This is a genomic window from Pseudomonas sp. UBT (genome assembly GCF_050915955.1).
In the GTDB taxonomy this organism is placed as follows: Bacteria; Pseudomonadota; Gammaproteobacteria; order Pseudomonadales; family Pseudomonadaceae; genus Aquipseudomonas; species Aquipseudomonas antarctica_A.
On the sequence record NZ_CP168079.1, the window covers coordinates 3342033 to 3359193 of the forward strand.

At 60.2% G+C, this 17161-nt stretch carries 17 protein-coding genes; 7 read left to right on the forward strand and 10 right to left on the reverse strand.

All coding sequences use genetic code 11. The features are described from left to right. Positions 1-26 precede the first annotated feature (26 nt). Positions 27-341, forward strand: coding sequence for a quaternary ammonium compound efflux SMR transporter SugE (sugE, locus tag ACDZ94_RS15265; RefSeq protein ID WP_017136389.1), 315 nt, complete (start codon positions 27-29; stop codon positions 339-341). A gap of 117 nt (positions 342-458) precedes the next feature. Here sugE and ACDZ94_RS15270 read toward each other — a convergent pair whose 3' ends face one another. From ACDZ94_RS15270 to ACDZ94_RS15280, 3 genes are all read right to left on the reverse strand, one after another. Further along, positions 459-2333: an MFS transporter gene (locus tag ACDZ94_RS15270; RefSeq protein ID WP_259762814.1), complete on the reverse strand. Its 1875-nt coding sequence runs from the start codon at positions 2331-2333 to the stop codon at positions 459-461. Positions 2334-2396: 63 nt separating this feature from the next. Continuing rightward, the gene (locus tag ACDZ94_RS15275; RefSeq protein ID WP_432750398.1) at positions 2397-3545 is read right to left on the reverse strand and encodes a TDT family transporter; all 1149 of its coding nucleotides are present in this window, start codon (positions 3543-3545) and stop codon (positions 2397-2399) included. Between the two features lie 114 nt (positions 3546-3659). Next, complete coding sequence (locus tag ACDZ94_RS15280) at positions 3660-4847, reverse strand: MFS transporter (protein WP_432750399.1); 1188 nt, start codon at positions 4845-4847, stop codon at positions 3660-3662. Positions 4848-4938: 91 nt separating this feature from the next. On the opposite strand from ACDZ94_RS15280, the gene ACDZ94_RS15285 reads away from it, so the two are divergent. Beyond that, a complete protein-coding gene (locus tag ACDZ94_RS15285; protein ID WP_262667453.1) occupies positions 4939-5484 on the forward strand; it encodes a TetR/AcrR family transcriptional regulator in 546 nt (181 codons plus the stop codon). A 135-nt stretch (positions 5485-5619) separates the two neighbouring features. Here ACDZ94_RS15285 and ACDZ94_RS15290 read toward each other — a convergent pair whose 3' ends face one another. The 4 genes from ACDZ94_RS15290 to ACDZ94_RS15305 form a co-directional block, all read right to left on the reverse strand. After that, the gene (locus ACDZ94_RS15290; protein WP_064451655.1) at positions 5620-6399 is read right to left on the reverse strand and encodes an ABC transporter permease; all 780 of its coding nucleotides are present in this window, start codon (positions 6397-6399) and stop codon (positions 5620-5622) included. After that, positions 6396-7328: an ABC transporter ATP-binding protein gene (locus ACDZ94_RS15295; protein ID WP_064451654.1), complete on the reverse strand. Its 933-nt coding sequence runs from the start codon at positions 7326-7328 to the stop codon at positions 6396-6398. The genes ACDZ94_RS15290 and ACDZ94_RS15295 overlap by 4 nt, the downstream gene beginning before the upstream one ends. A 134-nt stretch (positions 7329-7462) precedes the next feature. Then, complete coding sequence (locus ACDZ94_RS15300; protein WP_221294332.1) at positions 7463-8080, reverse strand: glutathione S-transferase family protein; 618 nt, start codon at positions 8078-8080, stop codon at positions 7463-7465. A 56-nt stretch (positions 8081-8136) separates the two neighbouring features. Further along, entirely contained in the window at positions 8137-8796 is a 660-nt protein-coding gene (locus tag ACDZ94_RS15305; protein WP_064451652.1) for a transglutaminase-like domain-containing protein, read from the reverse strand. Positions 8797-8986: 190 nt separating this feature from the next. Between ACDZ94_RS15305 and ACDZ94_RS15310 the strand changes: the two genes are divergently transcribed. Both ACDZ94_RS15310 and ACDZ94_RS15315 read left to right on the forward strand, forming a co-directional pair. Further along, positions 8987-11434: an acyl-CoA dehydrogenase gene (locus ACDZ94_RS15310; protein WP_432750400.1), complete on the forward strand. Its 2448-nt coding sequence runs from the start codon at positions 8987-8989 to the stop codon at positions 11432-11434. A 75-nt stretch (positions 11435-11509) separates the two neighbouring features. Then, positions 11510-11917: a PA2817 family protein gene (locus ACDZ94_RS15315; RefSeq protein WP_432750401.1), complete on the forward strand. Its 408-nt coding sequence runs from the start codon at positions 11510-11512 to the stop codon at positions 11915-11917. Positions 11918-12044: 127 nt separating this feature from the next. Here ACDZ94_RS15315 and ACDZ94_RS15320 read toward each other — a convergent pair whose 3' ends face one another. Beyond that, positions 12045-12977, reverse strand: coding sequence for a LysR family transcriptional regulator (locus ACDZ94_RS15320; protein ID WP_064454891.1), 933 nt, complete (start codon positions 12975-12977; stop codon positions 12045-12047). A gap of 89 nt (positions 12978-13066) precedes the next feature. On the opposite strand from ACDZ94_RS15320, the gene ACDZ94_RS15325 reads away from it, so the two are divergent. Beyond that, the gene (locus ACDZ94_RS15325) at positions 13067-13693 is read left to right on the forward strand and encodes an alanyl-tRNA editing protein (protein WP_432750402.1); all 627 of its coding nucleotides are present in this window, start codon (positions 13067-13069) and stop codon (positions 13691-13693) included. Here ACDZ94_RS15325 and ACDZ94_RS15330 read toward each other — a convergent pair. Together ACDZ94_RS15330 and ACDZ94_RS15335 are read right to left on the reverse strand one after the other, a co-directional pair. After that, on the reverse strand, positions 13690-15264 hold the full coding sequence (locus ACDZ94_RS15330) for an alkaline phosphatase D family protein (RefSeq protein ID WP_064451648.1): 1575 nt from the start codon (positions 15262-15264) through the stop codon (positions 13690-13692). The two genes, ACDZ94_RS15325 and ACDZ94_RS15330, sit on opposite strands and share 4 nt — an antisense overlap. Next, a complete protein-coding gene (locus tag ACDZ94_RS15335; protein WP_064451647.1) occupies positions 15261-15815 on the reverse strand; it encodes a GNAT family N-acetyltransferase in 555 nt (184 codons plus the stop codon). Before ACDZ94_RS15335 ends, ACDZ94_RS15330 begins: the two co-directional genes overlap by 4 nt. A gap of 190 nt (positions 15816-16005) precedes the next feature. Between ACDZ94_RS15335 and ACDZ94_RS15340 the strand changes: the two genes are divergently transcribed. Together ACDZ94_RS15340 and ACDZ94_RS15345 are read left to right on the forward strand one after the other, a co-directional pair. Beyond that, a complete protein-coding gene (locus tag ACDZ94_RS15340; RefSeq protein WP_064451646.1) occupies positions 16006-16413 on the forward strand; it encodes an ExbD/TolR family protein in 408 nt (135 codons plus the stop codon). Positions 16414-16415: 2 nt separating this feature from the next. Then, positions 16416-17150 carry an energy transducer TonB family protein gene (locus ACDZ94_RS15345; RefSeq protein WP_407017581.1) on the forward strand — a complete coding sequence of 245 codons (735 nt, stop codon included), beginning with the start codon at positions 16416-16418 and terminating at the stop codon, positions 17148-17150. The last annotated feature ends 11 nt before the right edge of the window (positions 17151-17161 follow it).

Sequence of the window (17161 nt, forward strand, 5' to 3'; positions counted from 1 at the left end):
ACCCCAGCTATAGTTTGGAGGTCATCATGTCCTGGATCATTCTGTTTTTTGCCGGGCTGTTTGAAGTCGGCTGGGCGGTCGGCCTGAAGTACACCGACGGTTTCAGCAAACCGCTGCCAACGGCTCTGACCATTGCCGCCATGGCCATCAGCCTCGGCCTGCTGGGGCTGGCCATGAAGGAACTGCCGCTGGGCACCGCCTATGCCATCTGGACGGGTGTGGGCGCGGTGGGCACGGTAATCGCCGGGATTATCCTGTTTGGGGAATCCATGGCGTTGTTTCGGTTGGCGAGTGTGGCGTTGATCATTTGCGGGTTGGTAGGCCTCAAGATCAGCGCCTGAGCCACTATCGCTTTCGCGAGCAAGCCCGCTCCCACACTCAACCGCGTTCGCTTGAACAACTCGGTCAACTGTGGGAGCGGGCTTGCTCGCGAAGGGGCCCTGACAGGCAACAAAAAACTACCTGACACTCCCCCGCAACACCCCTACTCGCTCCTGCAACTGCGCAGGCGTCGCCGCCTCCACCGCAACAGGCTCGCCCGCCACCAACGTGACATGCGACCAGATCCGATGAAAGAACCCCTTGTTCGGATCGCGACTGAAGAAACTCCCCCACAACCCCTGCAACGCCATCGGAATCACCGGCACCGGTGTCTCTTCGAGAATGCGCGTCACGCCACCACGGAAGTCATTCATCTCACCGTCGGCCGTCAATTTGCCTTCCGGAAAGATGCACACCAACTCCCCTTCTTTCAGGTACTGGGCAATCCGCATGAAAGCCTTTTCGTAGATCTGGATATCTTCGTTACGCCCGGCAATCGGAATCGCCCCGGCCGTACGGAAGATAAAGTTCAGCACCGGCAAACGGTAGATTTTGTAGTACATCACAAAGCGAATCGGCCGACGCACTGCGCCACCGATCAACAGCGCATCGACGAACGACACGTGGTTGCACACCAGCAAGGCTGCGCCTTCATCCGGAATCAGTTGCAGATTGCGATGCTCCACCCGGTACATGGAATGGCTGAGCAGCCAGATCATGAAACGCATGGTGAACTCGGGGACGATCCTGAAGATATAGGTGTTGACCGCAATGTTGAGCAGCGACACCACCAGGAACAGCTCCGGGATCGACAGCTTGGCCACACTCAGCAACAGGATCGACACGATGGCCGAGACCACCATGAACAGTGCGTTGAGAATATTGTTGGCCGCGATCACCCGCGCGCGCTCGTTCTCGGCGGTGCGCGACTGAATCAGCGCATACAGCGGCACGATATAAAAGCCGCCGAACACACCCAGCCCAAGGATATCGAACAGCACCCACCACGCCTGTCCGTAACCGAGCACCGCCAGCCAATCGTTCGCCTGGACGTTCTGCGGGAAGCCGCCGGAGTGCCACCACAGCAGCAGGCCAAACACGGTCAGACCAAATGAACCGAACGGCACCAGGCCGATTTCCACCTTGCGGCCTGAGAGCTTTTCGCAAAGCATCGAGCCCAGCGCGATACCCACCGAGAACACCGTAAGGATCAGCGTCACCACGGTTTCGTCGCCGTACAACCATTCCTTGGCGTAAGCCGGGATCTGTGTCAGGTAGATCGCGCCGACAAACCAGAACCACGAGTTGCCGACAATCGAGCGCGACACTGCCGGCGTCTGCCCCAGGCCCAAACGCAGGGTGGCCCAGGATTCGCTGAAAATATTCCAGTTCAGCCGCAGCTCTGGCGTAGACGCCGCCGCGCGCGGAATGCTGCGGCTGGCCAGATAACCCAGCACCGCCACACCGACAATCGCCGCCGCCACGATCGGCGCGTAATGGGTGGACGACATCATGATCCCGGCGCCAATGGTGCCGGCCAGGATTGCCAGGAACGTGCCCATTTCCACCAGGCCGTTACCGCCCACCAACTCATCGTCATGCAGGGCCTGGGGCATGATCGAGTACTTGACCGGGCCGAACAGCGCCGAGTGCGTGCCCATGGCAAACAGCGCCAGCAGCATCAGTTCCAGGTGATTGAACAGGAAGCCCGTGGCGCCTACGGCCATGATCACGATCTCACCGATCTTGATCGCACGGATCAATGCGTCCTTGTTGAATTTCTCGCCAAATTGCCCGGCCAGCGCCGAGAACAGGAAAAACGGCAGGATAAACAGCAGGGCGCACAGGTTGACCCAGATGGAGCGGTCACCGTCGAGGGTGAGTTTGTAGAGAATCGCCAGGATCAGCGACTGCTTGAAGATATTGTCGTTGAAGGCGCCCAGTAACTGGGTAACGAAAAACGGCAGGAAACGCCGTGTTCGCAGCAAGGTGAATTGTGAGGGGTGGCTCATCGTCCGTGTTCCTGCGTGGCCTGAAGGCTTGGATTGTCAGGCCACGACTTTACCTAATCTCGCTTACTTATTCCCTAGCCCCGCAATGCAAGGCGAAACAAAAAGCTCACCTTTATAGGCGCCCTGCACGGTGCGCTTGGCGACGATCAGCCACATCAGCGCCAATGCCACCACCAGCACAGTGCCAAACACACTGAAGAAACCCAGGTGCAATACGCTCGCAAGCTTCAGCGTGGCCAAGGCGTAAACCCCCAATGGGAAGGTAAAACCCCACCAGCCGAGGTTGAACGGAATGCCCGCACGCAGGTACCGCAGGGTAATCAACACGGCGATCAGCATCCACCACAAGCCGAAACCCCACAGGGTGATGCCCGCCACCAGGCCAAGGCCGTTGGCCATCTCGCCGACACCGGGCAAGCCGTTGGCCGCGAAGATCGCCGGTGCATCGCCGCCCAGCAGCAGCATGCCGAGGGCGCCGGTGCCGATGGGGCCAAGCGCCAACCAGCTCGACGCAGCCATATTTGCGTGGGGCAGTTTGTGCAGGGCCATGCGCAACATCAGGATGGTCAGGATGCTGAACGCCACTGGCAGGGAAAACGCCCACAACACGTAGCTGGTCACCAGCATCACCAGTTGCGAATGGGCGTCGACCAGGTGCGGCGCCAGCAGGCCACCGCTGGCTGCAGCGACTTCGGCCGCGACCACGGGCAACAGCCACACGGCCGTCATCTGGTCGATGCTGTGTTCCTGGCGGGTGAACATCATGAACGGGATCAGTACACCGCAAGCCAGGGCCATCGCCACATCCAACCACCACACCGCTTCAGCCAACGGTATGACATCGCTGCCCCAGCGTGGCAGGCCGAACAGCAGCAAGCCATTGAGAATCGTCGCCAGGCCCATCGGGATGGTGCCGAAGAACATCGAAACCGTGGAGTGCCCGAAAATCCGCCGCGCCTCGTTGAAGAACATCACCCAACGGGCGGCATACAAGAGGCTGAACAGGACAAACAGGCCAATGGTGAACATCCAAAGCCCTTCGGCAATGGCGTGCAAGCCGGGCACACTGAAGGGCAATTGGGCCAAGGCCAACGCCAGCACGCCGGTGCCCATGGTCGCGGCAAACCAGTTGGGGGTGAACTGGCGAATCACTTCCCGAGGACGGGTCAAGTGACTGAAGGGTTTATAGCTGATGCTATTGGAGCAGGTCATAATGGTAATCCTCTTCCTCGCATGAGGTTGAAACCATCATAGAACCTGAACGAATATCTATATAACGGGTAATATCTCTAACTGTTATCTGTTTTACCGATATAGCGATATTTCCTATACCGCAGTTCTGGCTCGCCCCGAATCCTGCAACATCAAACCGACCAGCGCACTGAGGGCCAGCACAATCAGCACGGCGCCGTAGCCATCGGTGGTGGCGATGAGGCCAAACACCCGGCTAAGGTTACCCGCCAACAGCGCCGGCACGCAGAACGCCAGGTAGCTCAATACGTAAAACGCAGACATCAAGCCCGCCCGTTCATGGGGCAGCGCCAACCCCACGATACTGCGCACACTGCCCATGAACCCGCCGCCGAAACCCAAGCCTGCGATGACACTGGCGACAAAAAACAGCCACAGACTGGCACTCTGCACGGCGACCAGCAGCAACGCCACACCCGCCGCCAACAAGACCGCCGACAGCCGCATGAGCTTGTCTGCCGCACGCGCGCGCAGGCTGTAAATCATTACCGCGCCACTCAGGGTTACGACTGCCACCAGTCCGCCGCCAATCAGGTGCGAGGTCGAACCGGTCGCAGCCCGCACAAGCGAAGGGGCCAGGGATGAAAAGAACCCGCCCAGCGACCACACCGCCACATTCAGCGGCATCGCCAGCCACAAGGCACGGCGCGCTTGCTCCGGCACATGCAGGGTCGGCGCCAACGACTTCAAGGCACCGGGTATGCGGCTGACGGTTTCGGGCAAGCGTAAAATGCAGACCGCCTGAAGAGCCATCAACCCCAGCAGTGTGAAGTAAACCAATTGAGTCGGGCGTGGTGCGAACTCCACGAGCAAGCCGCTGCCAAGGCCGCCACTGGCCATGCCCAGGAGTGGCGCCAGGCTATTGAGCATTGGGCCGCGCAAACGGTCGGTGTCCAGCAGCGTGGCACTCAGCACCGCCGTTGCCGTGCCTGTCGCGAAACCTTGCAACGCGCGGGCGGCAATCAAGTAGGCGGTGCTGTCAGCGTTGATAAACAGCAGCATCGCCAGCATATTCAGGATCAGTGCGACGAAGATCACCGGCTTGCGCCCCAGGTAATCCGACAGCGAACCCACGGTCAACAACGCCGCTAACAGGCTCACCGCGTAAACGCCGAAAATCACCGTCAGCATGGCCGCGGAGAAATGCAGGCTGTCCTGGTAAACCTGATACAGCGGAGTAGGCGCGCTGGACGCAGCGAGGAAGGTCAACATCGTGATGACCAGGAACGCCAGGCTGGAACGTTGAGACATGACGCTAGACATAAGCACACTCCGCTAAAGCTAATATTTTGCTTTTGCGGAGTGTGCTACTGGCAAGCGCTTAAAGCAAATTCTTTGTGTTAAGGTTTTACGCATGGCGATAAAAGAAGGCCTCCGCCCGGGAGGCCGTAGTGCCCGGGTACAAGAATCAGTGCATAACGCCGCGCGCGAACTGCTGGAGGCCCATGAGCGTTCCAGCGTTACCGTGCCGATGATTGCTGCGCGCGCGGGCGTGACGCCCTCGACGATCTACCGGCGCTGGGGCGACTTGTCCGCCCTGCTCGCCGACGTGGCCTTGGAACGCCTGCGCCCGGACAGCGAGCCCGCCAACACCGGCACCCTTCGCGGTGACCTGCACGCCTGGGCCGAGCAATACCTGGATGAAATGAGCTCAGAACCGGGTCGCAACATGATGCGTGACGTGCAGTGCAGCGTGACCCCGGGGTACTGCGTCAGCATCCTGAGCGGGCAGTTGCAGACGATTGTCGATCGCTACCAAGGCGCCACACCACCGCCGCCGAGCGTGGACCATCTGATCAACCTGCTGGCGGCGCCGACGGTGTTTCGCATTCTGTTCTCAACCGCACCGTTGACGGTACAAGAGCTGCACGCGCTGATTGAGTTGGCACTGAACGCCTGAAGATCCTGCACAAAACCCAATGTGGGAGGGGGCTTGCTCCCGATGAGGGTGGACCAGTCACTGAATAGGTTGACTGACCCACTGCCATCGGGAGCAAGCCCCCTCCCACATTTTTTATCCGTGTGTGATCGCAGCTTACGTACGCATCCCGCGCCCGCTCACCAGCAACCGCGCACAACTGACATACAGCACCACGGTGGCCACCAGCATGAAGGTGATCGCCACGCTGATCTTGATATCCGATACGCCCAGGATGCCGTAACGGAAGGCGTTGACCATGTGCAACACCGGGTTGGCCAGCGACACGGTCTGCCAGAACGGCGGCAGCAAGGTGATGGAGTAGAACACCCCGCCCAGATAGGTCAGCGGCGTCAGCACGAACGTCGGGATAATCGAAATATCATCGAAATTGCGCGCAAATACGGCGTTGATAAACCCCAGCAGCGAGAAGATCGTCGCCGTCAGTACGACCACCAGCAGGGTGACCCCAAGGTGATGCACCTGCAGGTGGGTGAAGAACAATGACAGCAAGGTCACGATCACGCCGACCATCAAGCCACGCAGCACGCCACCCAGGGTGTAGCCGATCAGAATGGTGTGGGGCGAGACCGGCGACACCATCAGTTCTTCGATGGAGCGCTGGAACTTGCTGCCGAAGAAACTGGAGACCACATTGCCGTAGGAGTTGGTGATCACCGACATCATGATCAGGCCCGGCACGATGTACTCCATGTACGTGAAGCCACCCATGTCGCCGATCTGGCGGCCGATCAGGTTACCGAAGATCACGAAGTACAGGACCATGGTGATCGCCGGCGGCAGCAGCGTCTGCGGCCAGATCCGGGTAAAGCGCTTCACCTCGCGGTAAACGATGGTCTGCAGCGCGACAATGTTGGGTTGCAGTTCGGAACTCATACCGCCACCTTCGCCAGATTTTTCTCCACCAGGGACACGAACAACTCCTCAAGGCGATTGGTTTTATTACGCAGGCTCAGCACTTCAATGTTCTGGGCCGCCAACTGGGTGAACAGCGCAGTGATGCCCATGGCCTTGTCCACCTGGACTTCCAGGGTGTGGTCGTCCACCAGGCGGCTCGGGTAGCCGAGCAGTTGCGGCGCCACCGACAGGTTGTTTTTCAGGTCAAGCAGGAAGGTTTCCACATGCAACTGGCCCAGCAGGTTACGCATGCTGGTGTTCTCGACGATGGTGCCGTGGTCGATGATGCCGATGTTGCGGCACAGTTGCTCAGCCTCTTCCAGATAATGGGTGGTGAGGATGATGGTGATGCCCTTCTCGTTCAGCTCGGTGAGGAAGGCCCACATCGATCGACGCAGTTCAATGTCCACGCCCGCGGTCGGCTCATCGAGGATCAGCAGGCGCGGCTCGTGCACCAGCGCGCGGGCGATCATCAGGCGGCGCTTCATGCCGCCGGACAGCGAGCGCGAAGGCACGTCACGCTTGTCCCACAGGCCCAGCTGAGTGAGGTACTGCTCGGCGCGTTCCTTGGCGATTTTAGCCGGGATGCCGTAGTAGCCGGCCTGAGTTACAACGATGTCGAAGGTCTTTTCGAACTGGTTGAAGTTGAACTCCTGGGGCACCACGCCGATGGAACGTTTGAGCGCCGCCGGGGATTTGTCCAGGTCATGCCCAAAGATATTCACCGTGCCGCTGGTCTTGTTGACCAGGGTCGAGAGGATACCAATGGTGGTGGATTTGCCGGCACCGTTGGGGCCGAGCAAGGCGAAAAAGTCACCTTCGGCAACGTCCAGATCGATACCACTCAGGGCCTGGAAACCGTTGCCGTAGGTTTTGGTTAGCTGCCGGATGGACAGAGCGGAACTCATATCGGAATACGCACCAAAGAAGGGAATAGAAAGAATAGATGAGGGCGCGGCCCAGGTAGTTCAACGGCGGCGCATGACAGGCATGGTGCTTGCCTGCGCCGCACAAGTACAGTCACCCGTATTAATAGTAGGTATTAAGTCAACGCAGTCATCACGGCTTTGCGGTAGGCCGGGCGTTCCTTAAGGCGCTGGTACCAGGCCTCTAGATGGGGCATTGCAGGCCGCTCGATGGGCATTTCAAACCAGGCGTAGATAAAGCTGCCCAAGGGGATGTCGCCCATGCCGATCGCATTGCCCGACAGGTAAGGTTGCGTCGCCAGCGTTTTGTCCACGGTGCTCAAGGCATCGATACAGGCCTGGCGCCCGGCATTGATGCTGTCCCAGTTCTGCTTTTCTGCGGGAGTGCGCAGGATGCCCCAGAACACGGCCTTGAACGGCTCAGCGAGGGTCGAAGTGGTCCAGTCCATCCATTTTTCGGCATTGGCCCGCGCTTTCAGGTCGCTCGGGTACCAGCTCGACGCCTGCTTGGCGCAGAGGTAACGCACGATGGTGTTGGACTCCCACAGCACAAAGTCGCCATCTTCGATCATCGGCACCCGGCCATTGGGGTTCAACGCTCGGTATTGCGGCGTGTCGACCACACCAAAAGCCCCGCCCGCATCAATCGCTTCATAGTCCAGGCCGAGTTCCTCGGCGCACCAGAGTGCTTTCCTGACGTTTGATGAATTTTTACGACCCCAGATTTTCAGCATGACCGCGCCTTATCGTGAATGAACATGGCTTGATGAACGCAGCAGCATACGCCGCTTCACGCGCGGCTTAAATCGGAGTGCATGTCAGCCAACACGATCGGCATATCCTCGGCAAACAGGTGCGGGTAACACTGCTGAATATGAGCGAAGAAAAACGCCTCGGGCACGTCGGAAAACTGCCCGTGGTCCAGCACATATTCCATCGAGCGCTGCCCCTGGCGATTGAACGCGTGAAACACGCTGTCGTTGATGCCATCGAATTCCAGCGGTGGTACATCGAAGACGTCGCACAGTTGCTGATTAAACGCCGGCGTGGCCTTGACCCAACGGCCGCGCAGGTAGAACTCTGTATAGCCGTGCATGGCGAACACATCACTTTTGAGCAACGCGATCAGGCGTGGCGTCGACAGGTGATTGCGCACGTCCGCCAGACCGATGCGCGCCGGTATACCGCAGTGACGGGCACAGGCGGCAAGCAAGGTGGCCTTGGGCACACAGTAACTTTCACCGGCCGCCAAGGCGAAGCTGGCGCGCAAGGTGCCTGGGTCGCGGCTGAAGGTGTAAGGGTTGTAGCGAATCGCCTCACGTACGGCGTAATAAAGACTGACTGCCTGGTCACGTAAATCCGCACTGGGACCACGGTGTTTTTCGGCGAACTCCACCACCGCAGGGTGGTCACTATCGATGAAGCGGCTGGGATTCAGGTACGTATCCATGAGCTTTATCTCCGAAGGAAGCCTGGAGTGTAACGACAGGTCTGCCGTGGAGATAACGACGATTCGGCCAAATGTCGGCGCCTGGTGATGGTGCTCCCAGTACAACTCGTTACACCCTGATCACCGCGCTTTTTCGGATGCCGACTAAGCTCCATGGTGGTTTCGCCCCTGGTTTCACGGAGGATTGAATATGCTGTTGTTGTGGATACTGGTTCTGGTGGTCGGCATTGCCTACCTGGCACACCGCCGCACCGCGCCCCTGCCCGCCCTGGGCGTGGTCGCCGTTTACCTGCTGGCGATGGGCGCCTGGAGCCACGCACCGGGTTGGCTGCTGCTGATCTTCTGGGTGTTGATCGCCGTCGTCGCGGCGCCCTTGCTGTTGCCCGACCTGCGCCGCCAATACTTCACCAAGCCGCTGTTCAGCTGGTTTCAGAAAGTCCTGCCGCCGATGTCCGAGACCGAGCGCGACGCGATTGATGCCGGCACCGTGTGGTGGGACGGCGAACTGTTCAGCGGTCGCCCCGACTGGGACAAGTTGCTGGCCTACCCCAAGGCGCAACTGACCGAAGAAGAGCAGGCATTCATCGACGGCCCCACCGAAGAACTCTGTGCGATGGTCAGCGACTGGGAAATCGGCCAGGCCATGGACCTGCCGCCCGCCGCCTGGGAACACATCAAGACCCATGGTTTCTTTGCGCTGATCATTCCCAAGGAATACGGCGGCAAGGGCTTCTCTGCCTATGCCCACTCCCAGGTCGCGATGAAACTCGCCACCCGCAGCGGCGACCTGGCATCCACTGTCATGGTGCCCAACTCCCTCGGCCCGGCCGAACTGCTGCTGCATTACGGCACCGATGAGCAACGCAACCACTACCTGCCCCGCCTGGCCCGTGGCGATGATATCCCGTGCTTTGCGCTGACAGGCCCACTGGCCGGCTCCGACGCCGGCGCCATGCCCGACACCGGCGTGATCTGCAAAGGTGAATGGGAAGACCAGGAAACCCTCGGCCTGCGCCTGAACTGGGAAAAACGCTACATCACCCTCGGCCCGGTGGCGACGTTGCTCGGCCTGGCCTTCAAGGCCCATGACCCGGATCACCTACTGGGCGACAAAGAAGACCTGGGCATCAGCCTGGCGCTGATCCCGACCGACACCCCCGGCGTGGAGATCGGCCGTCGTCACCTGCCCCTGGGCGCCGCTTTCATGAACGGCCCCAACTCGGGCAAAGACGTGTTCATCCCCCTGGAATTCCTCATCGGTGGCCAGGAAATGCTCGGCAAGGGCTGGATGATGTTGATGAATTGCCTGTCGGTAGGCCGTTCGATCTCCCTGCCCGCCGTCGGCACCGGCGCTGCCAAGTTCACCAGCCTGGTGACGGGGCAATATGCCCAGGTGCGTGAACAGTTCAACGTACCGCTGTCGGCCTTCGAAGGTATTCAGGAAGCCCTTGCGCGCATCGGCGGCAACGCCTGGCTGATGGACAGTGCGCGCATGCTTACCGCCAACGCCGTGGACCTGGGGGAGAAACCCTCGGTGCTGTCGGCGATCCTCAAGTACCACCTCACCGAACGCGGCCGCGAGTGCATCAGCCACGCCATGGATGTACACGGCGGCAAGGGCATCATCATGGGCCCGAACAACTACCTGGGTCGCAACTGGCAAGGCGCGCCGATCTTCATCACCGTGGAAGGCGCGAATATTCTCTCGCGCAACCTGATGATCTTTGGTCAGGGCGCGATTCGCTGCCATCCGTTCGTGCTCAAGGAAATGGCCCTGGCCGGTCGTGAAGACCATGACCAGGCGCTGAAGGAGTTCGATGGCCTGCTGATGCAACATATCGGTTTTGCCGTGAGCAATGCCGCCAGCACGCTGGTGCTGAACCTGGGCGTTGGCCACTTTGAGAAAGCCCCGGGCAACCGCTTGAGCCAGGGATACTTCCGCGCGCTGAACCGTCAGGCCGCAGCATTCGCCCTGCTCGCCGACCTGAGCATGATGTTGCTGGGCGGTGAATTGAAACGACGCGAACGCCTGTCGGCGCGCCTGGGCGATGTACTGAGCCATATGTACCTGGCGTCGGCGGCGCTCAAGCGTTATCACGACCTGGATTCGCCGGACCATCTGGAGCCGCTGTTCGCGTGGGCCATGGAAGAAAGCCTCGGCGAGTCGGAGCGTGCGCTGGATGAACTGCTGAGCAACTTCCCGAACAAGGTGCTCGGCTGCCTGCTGAGGGTTATCGTGTTCCCGTTCGGGCGTCGTCATACCGGGCCGTCCGATGCACTGGACGCCGAAGTGGCTGCGGTGATCGGTCGCGCCAAAGGCGACCCGACCCTCGAGGAGTTGCTGGCCGGCTGCTATCGCCCGCAATCGGCGGAAGATCCTGTCGGCGCCCTGCAACATGCCTACGACCTGCTTGGCGCCAGCCATCCGCTGCAGAAAAAACTGCATGCCGCGTTGAAAAGCGGCCAGGTCAAACCGACTGCCGGCGAGCATGCCATCGATGCTGCCCTGCATGCCGGGGTGCTGCAACCGGCCGAAGCGCAAACCCTGCGCGATGCCGAAGCAGCGCGGCGCAAGGTGATCGACGTGGATGATTTCAGCAAGGAAGAGCTGACCCAGGCTGAGGGTAAGGTCCGCTGATACCAGCGGTCATATAAAAAAGGGCGCGAGAGGCATATACTCTCGCGCCCGTTTTTGCTTTAGAGGACTTATCTCGTGTCCAACGTCGTTGCCGATCATCTCGTCTTGCTCGACCACTTGCGCAGCATCCTGGTTGCCGTCGGCGAAGCCGAACAGGTGCCCGAGGAAAGCCACACTTTGTTCATGGAGCGTTTCGACGAGTTGCGCGCCCTGCTGCCGATCGATCCGATCGAAAGCCAATACCTGGGCCAGGACCTGATGAGCCAGGTCATCCTGCGCTACCCGCAAATTGCCCACCTGGTGCCGCGCGACCTGCTGTGGTTCTTCGGAGGTGACTGCCTGCACTTCATGCCGGACGACGAACTGGACCTTTATCAGGCCCTGGAAGAACGTCGCTTTGAAGCCGGACAGAACGACGAACCGTTCGACTGGAACCAGGAAAAGCAACTGTTGGCGATGCCGCAAGATCAGAGCACCCACTGATCTCGGCTGACACACTGTTTTTCTGTGGACGCTGGCTTGCCTGCGATGCAGGCGACTCGGTCGGTCATTCAAACCGAGGCGATGTCATCGCAGGCAAGCCAGCTCCCACACAAGCCAGCACCCGCCACTACCGTCGGCGCAATGTCGGCTCACGCGCCATACACTCCACCAGATAATCAATAAACACCCGTAGCTTCGGCGGCAGATACCGTGTGGGCGAATGCAGCAACCACGCCTCGCCATGGTAGGACGCAATAAAATCCCACTCCGGTAATACCTGCACCAAACGGCCCTCTTCCAAAGCATGGCGCGCGGTGAAATACGGCAAACTGCCAACCCCCACATGCTGCAACACCGCATCCAGCCGCACCCCGGTGTGGTTCGCCGCATACCGCCCGCGCACGCCCACCGTCACCGCCTTGCCACCCTGGCGGAATTTCCAGCGAGAATCGCCCGGTGTTTCACCGAGGTAGATGCAACTGTGCTCCAGCAAGTCATGGGGATGGCCTGGCGTGCCATGCTCGGCCAGGTACTGCGGCGTCGCACACAGCAAGTGTTCAATGGGCAACAACTGGCGGCCGACCAATCCGGGCGGTGGGCTATCGGTGATGCGGATGCTCAGGTCGACATTGTCGTCGATCAGGTCCACATGCCGATCCTCAAGGATCAGCTGTACATCGACCTTGGGATAGCGCCGCAAGAACTCCGGCATATGCGGGTGCACCACAAACCGCCCGACGGCCTTGGGTACGCTGACCCGCACCAGGCCCTCGGCTTCATGGGTGAACTGGCCGCTGACTTCCATCACCGAACGCGCCGCGTTGACCATCTCCTGGCAGCGTTTGAATACCTCTTCACCGCCCTCGCTCAAGCGTAACTTGCGTGTGGTGCGTTGCAGCAAGCGCGTGGCCAGGGCTTGCTCCAGGCGCGAGATACTGCGACTTACCGCCGAGGGTGAAACGCTCAGTTGCCGCGCGGCTTCGGAAAAGCTGCCGGTTTCCACCACTTTGACGAAAATCGCCATTTCACCCAGCAACGGCAAAGGAAGATTGATGCTCATCACGCACAGGTCCATTGATATTTGAATGGATTATCACTCATCAGCGCACTATTTATACTGCCCGCAGAACCTTGATGCGGATGTAGATAATGACCGAGCGCCTGTTTTTTACCCACGACCACCTGACGGCCGAGCTTGAAGTGCTGAGTTGTACCCCGCACGAAGGCCAGTTTGCCGTCACGTTGCAATCAACGATTTTTCATCCTCAAGGTGGCGGGCAACCGTTTGACACCGGCTGGCTCGGCGACAGCCAGGTCGTGCGTGTCACCCAGGAAGCCGACCGCGTGGTGCATTATGTCAGCCAGCCCGTGGAACTCGGCCCGATCACCGCGCGGGTCGATGCGCAACGCCGCTCCCTTTACACGCGCCTGCACTCCGCTGGGCACTTGATTGGCAATGCCGGTGAAAGCCTGGGCTGGATGCCGATCAAGGCTCATCACTGGCCGGGCGAATGCAAAATCACCTTTATCCGCGGGCAAGCGGCGCAGGCCATAGACGCCGAGACGCTCCAGGCTCAAATCAACCAATGGATCGCCGCTGACTACCCGCGCCACATGGTCCTGGCAGACGGCACCCGTGAAGTGGGCTTTGGCGAATTGCCCGCCTACGCCTGTGGCGGTACACATGTGCAGGCCTTGAGCGAGTTGGGCCAGGTGACGATCCTCGGCCTGTCGGAGAAAAAAGGCGCGCTGTCAGTGCGCTATAGCCTGGATTAAAGCGCAATCGCCCCCGGCCGACCCGGCTCCACCACAAACGACTTAAGCGTCGACACGGTGGCCTGTGGGTCACGCGGGTCGGTAATCACGCGAAAGTGGGTCAGCATGCTCGAAGCCTCCAGCTCCACCGACACATAGCCGCGTTGTCGACTGTCGAAGAACTTTACATGCGGGTTGAGCGGCAGGATCTGGCTGAACGCCTCAAAGGGCGGGCCATCGGAGGTCACTGAGCTGCCGACGAATTCGGTGGCCACAATCTGCGAGTCCGGGTTGTTGGCGTCGGCATGCAGGTCGGTGGTCCAGAACGAATGGATATCACCGCCCCAGAACACCGGGTTCTTCACCTGATGACGCTCGATGGACGCCAGCATGCGTGAGCGGTTCGCCATGTAGCCGTCCCAGCCGTCTGTCCAGTGGCCCATCTGGTGGCTGGTCAAATCGCGCTGGATCAGTGGCGCTACCAGCAAGTCCTGAGCGATCACATTCCACTGCGCCTTCGACTGCGCAAACCCCTGGTCAAGCCAGGTTTCCTGCTGCCAGCCGAGCATCGTGCGACGGGGGTCGCGCAGGTCGGCGCAAGTGTTGGCAGCAATGTGCCCCTGATGACTGCCATTGGCCTGGATGCAGGGTTGTTCGGAGCGGTACTGTCGGCCATCCAACACATGGAAACGCGCCAGCCGGCCGTAGTCCAGGCGTCGGTAAACGCGCATGTCCGGACCTTTGGGCAGGCTGCTGGCGCGCAGCGGCATGTGTTCGTAAAAGGCCTGGTACGCCGCAGCCCGTTGCTGGAGAAATTGCGTTACTGGAATCTTCGGGTCCTGGGACCAACGGTTGGCGTAGTCGTTCTGCACCTCGTGATCATCCCAGGTCGCCACGCTCGGCGCTGCGGCGTGCAGGGCCTGCAAGTCCGGGTCGGTTTTGTACAGCGCATAACGGTTGCGGTAGTCGCTCAAGCTCACGGCATTACCGCTGCCATGGGGGCGAATGATCTTGCCTGAGTCCGCAGCAAGGGAACTGTCGTAGATGTAGTCGCCAAGGAAAAACACCAGGTCGGGTTGCTCCGCCGCCAAGTGGCGATAAGCACTGAAGTAACCGCGTTCCCAATGCGAGCAGGAGACAAACCCCAGCCGTGCCGACGCCATGGCCTGCAGCGGCGGCGTCGTGCGCGCCTGGCCCACCGCGCTCTGTGCGCCGAGGCCTTCGAACTGGTACCAATACGGCCTGCCCGCCTCCAGCCCCGCCACCTCGACATGCACCGAATGGGCGAAATGTTCGGTTGCCATGACCTCACCCTGTTTCACGATGCGCTGCATCGCCGCATCGCTGGCCACCCGCCAACGCACCGGCACGGCGCGGCTCAAGCCACCCCGCCCATCCGCTGCGTTAAACCACGGTGCCAGGCGCGTCCAGATCACAAAACCATCCGGCAGCGGGTCACCGGATGCCACGCCAAGGGTAAACGGATAATCAACCCCGGCACTGCGCGCAAAGGGGCTGAGAATCGAAAACGCGGTGGCGATGGCAAGACCACTGAGTACCCGCCGCCGATCATGGTCCACTGCACCAGTCACACTCGGCGCTCCCAGTCACCGCGTACGGTGGCGAAGCCGAGTAAGTCCTCATACACGCCGTTCTTGAGAAACGCTTGGCGCATACAGCCCTCATAACGCAGGCCGATTTTCTCCATGACCCGCGCCGATTCCTTATTGCGGCCAAAACACTGGCTGCCCACCCGCTGCAACCCCAGTTCGGCAAACCCGAAATCCATCACCGCGCTCGCCGCTTCAGCCGCATAACCCTGGTTGCGACAGTGCGCCGCCACCCAGCCACCCAACTGCCCATAGTGATGACGAGGGTTAAGTCGCAGGCTGACGATGCCGATCAACACACCGGTTTCACGTACATGCATACCCAGGCTCAACAACTCACCCGCGCGGTATTTTTCCGCATTCCCGGCAATAAAACCCTGCGCCGTTTCCAGGGTGTAGGGCGACGGGATATTCGCCGTGTTGTCGGCGATTTTCGGCCCGTTGGCGAGGTGGAACAGTGTCTCCGCCTGGTCCATTTCCAGCGCCCGCAATAGGAGTCGCGGTGTGGATATATGAGGCAATGCAGTGAACATACGAGCGGGCTCTCGAGATAAATTCTTCAAGCATGTACGCCCTTCGTGTCAATTTCATTACGTCATAAAACTGCAAGGTTAAACGCCTGTAAGACGCGTCCTAGAGCCTTTAAAACGTAAATTAATGTTAACCATTCGGTCATTTTTGACTGTTAGCGTGTCGCCCCTAATTCAATTACGGGGTAACAGAATGAGAACCTGGGATGAGCCCAAGAAACGCAAGGCGCACATTGAGTTGATCCCAATGATCGACGTGATGATGTTCCTCCTGGTGTTTTTCGTACTGGTGAGCTTGAACGTGATTCCGGCACTCGGCATGAAGACTCAATTGCCCAGCGCGAGCAGCTCACAACAACTCAAGCCGCAGAACAAATTCATCCTGACCCTGGGTCTGGAAGGCCAGTTGCAGCTCGACGGCAAGGACCTCGCGGTCGACGCTCTGGTGCCGGCACTGAAGGCGGCAGAAAAGCCTGATACCAAATCGACAATTATCGTCAACAGCGACAAAGGTGTGGAGGTTTCGCGCCTGGTGGAAGTCATGGACACCCTGCGCCTGGGTGGCTTTACCTCCGTGTCCATCGCCACGCGTAAGTCCTGATCATGTATGTACTGTTTCGTACGCGTCGGCTGCTGGGCAGTGTCCCGGCCCTGATCGCCCTGGTGCTGATTGCACTGGGTATCCAGTCCCAACCCCTGAAAATCCAGCCGCAGTACGACGAGTCGGCGGTTGAACTGGCCTTGGTCGAGCCGGAGCCCGAAGTGGTCCCCGAACCCGTGGTGGAGCAAGAGCCGCCACCGCCGGTCATCGAGGATGAAGAGGCCGAACCGGCCCCGCCGCCGCCACCGCCCAAGCCATTGCCAAAACCTGAACCCAAGCCCAAGCCGATCCCCAAGCCCAAGCCCGTCGTTGCTGCCAAGCCAACACCCACGCCGACGCCGGCACCTGCGGTTGCGGCGAAGCCGGTACAGGCTGCCGTCGCACCGACGCCTGCCCCGCCCGCCCCGCCGGCGCCGCCCAAAGTGGATGGCCTGGCGCTGGAAGGCGGCTACCTCAAGGGGTTGCGCAACGAACTGGACACTTACAAGCAATACCCCACCGGGCGCCAGGCGTCCCTCGAACGCCCCAGTGGCGAGGTGGTGGTCTGGTTGATGGTGGATCGACAAGGCCGCGTCCTGGACGCCGGGATTCAGACCCCGGCGCCCAGCATGCTGCTCAATCGGGCCGCTACCAATAGCCTGCGCCGCATCAAGCAGGTCAAACCGTTCCCCGAACAAGCCTTCGGTGGACGTAACGAGCAACGCTTCACCGCCACCTTCAACTACAGCGTGCAATAAGCACCCGACAC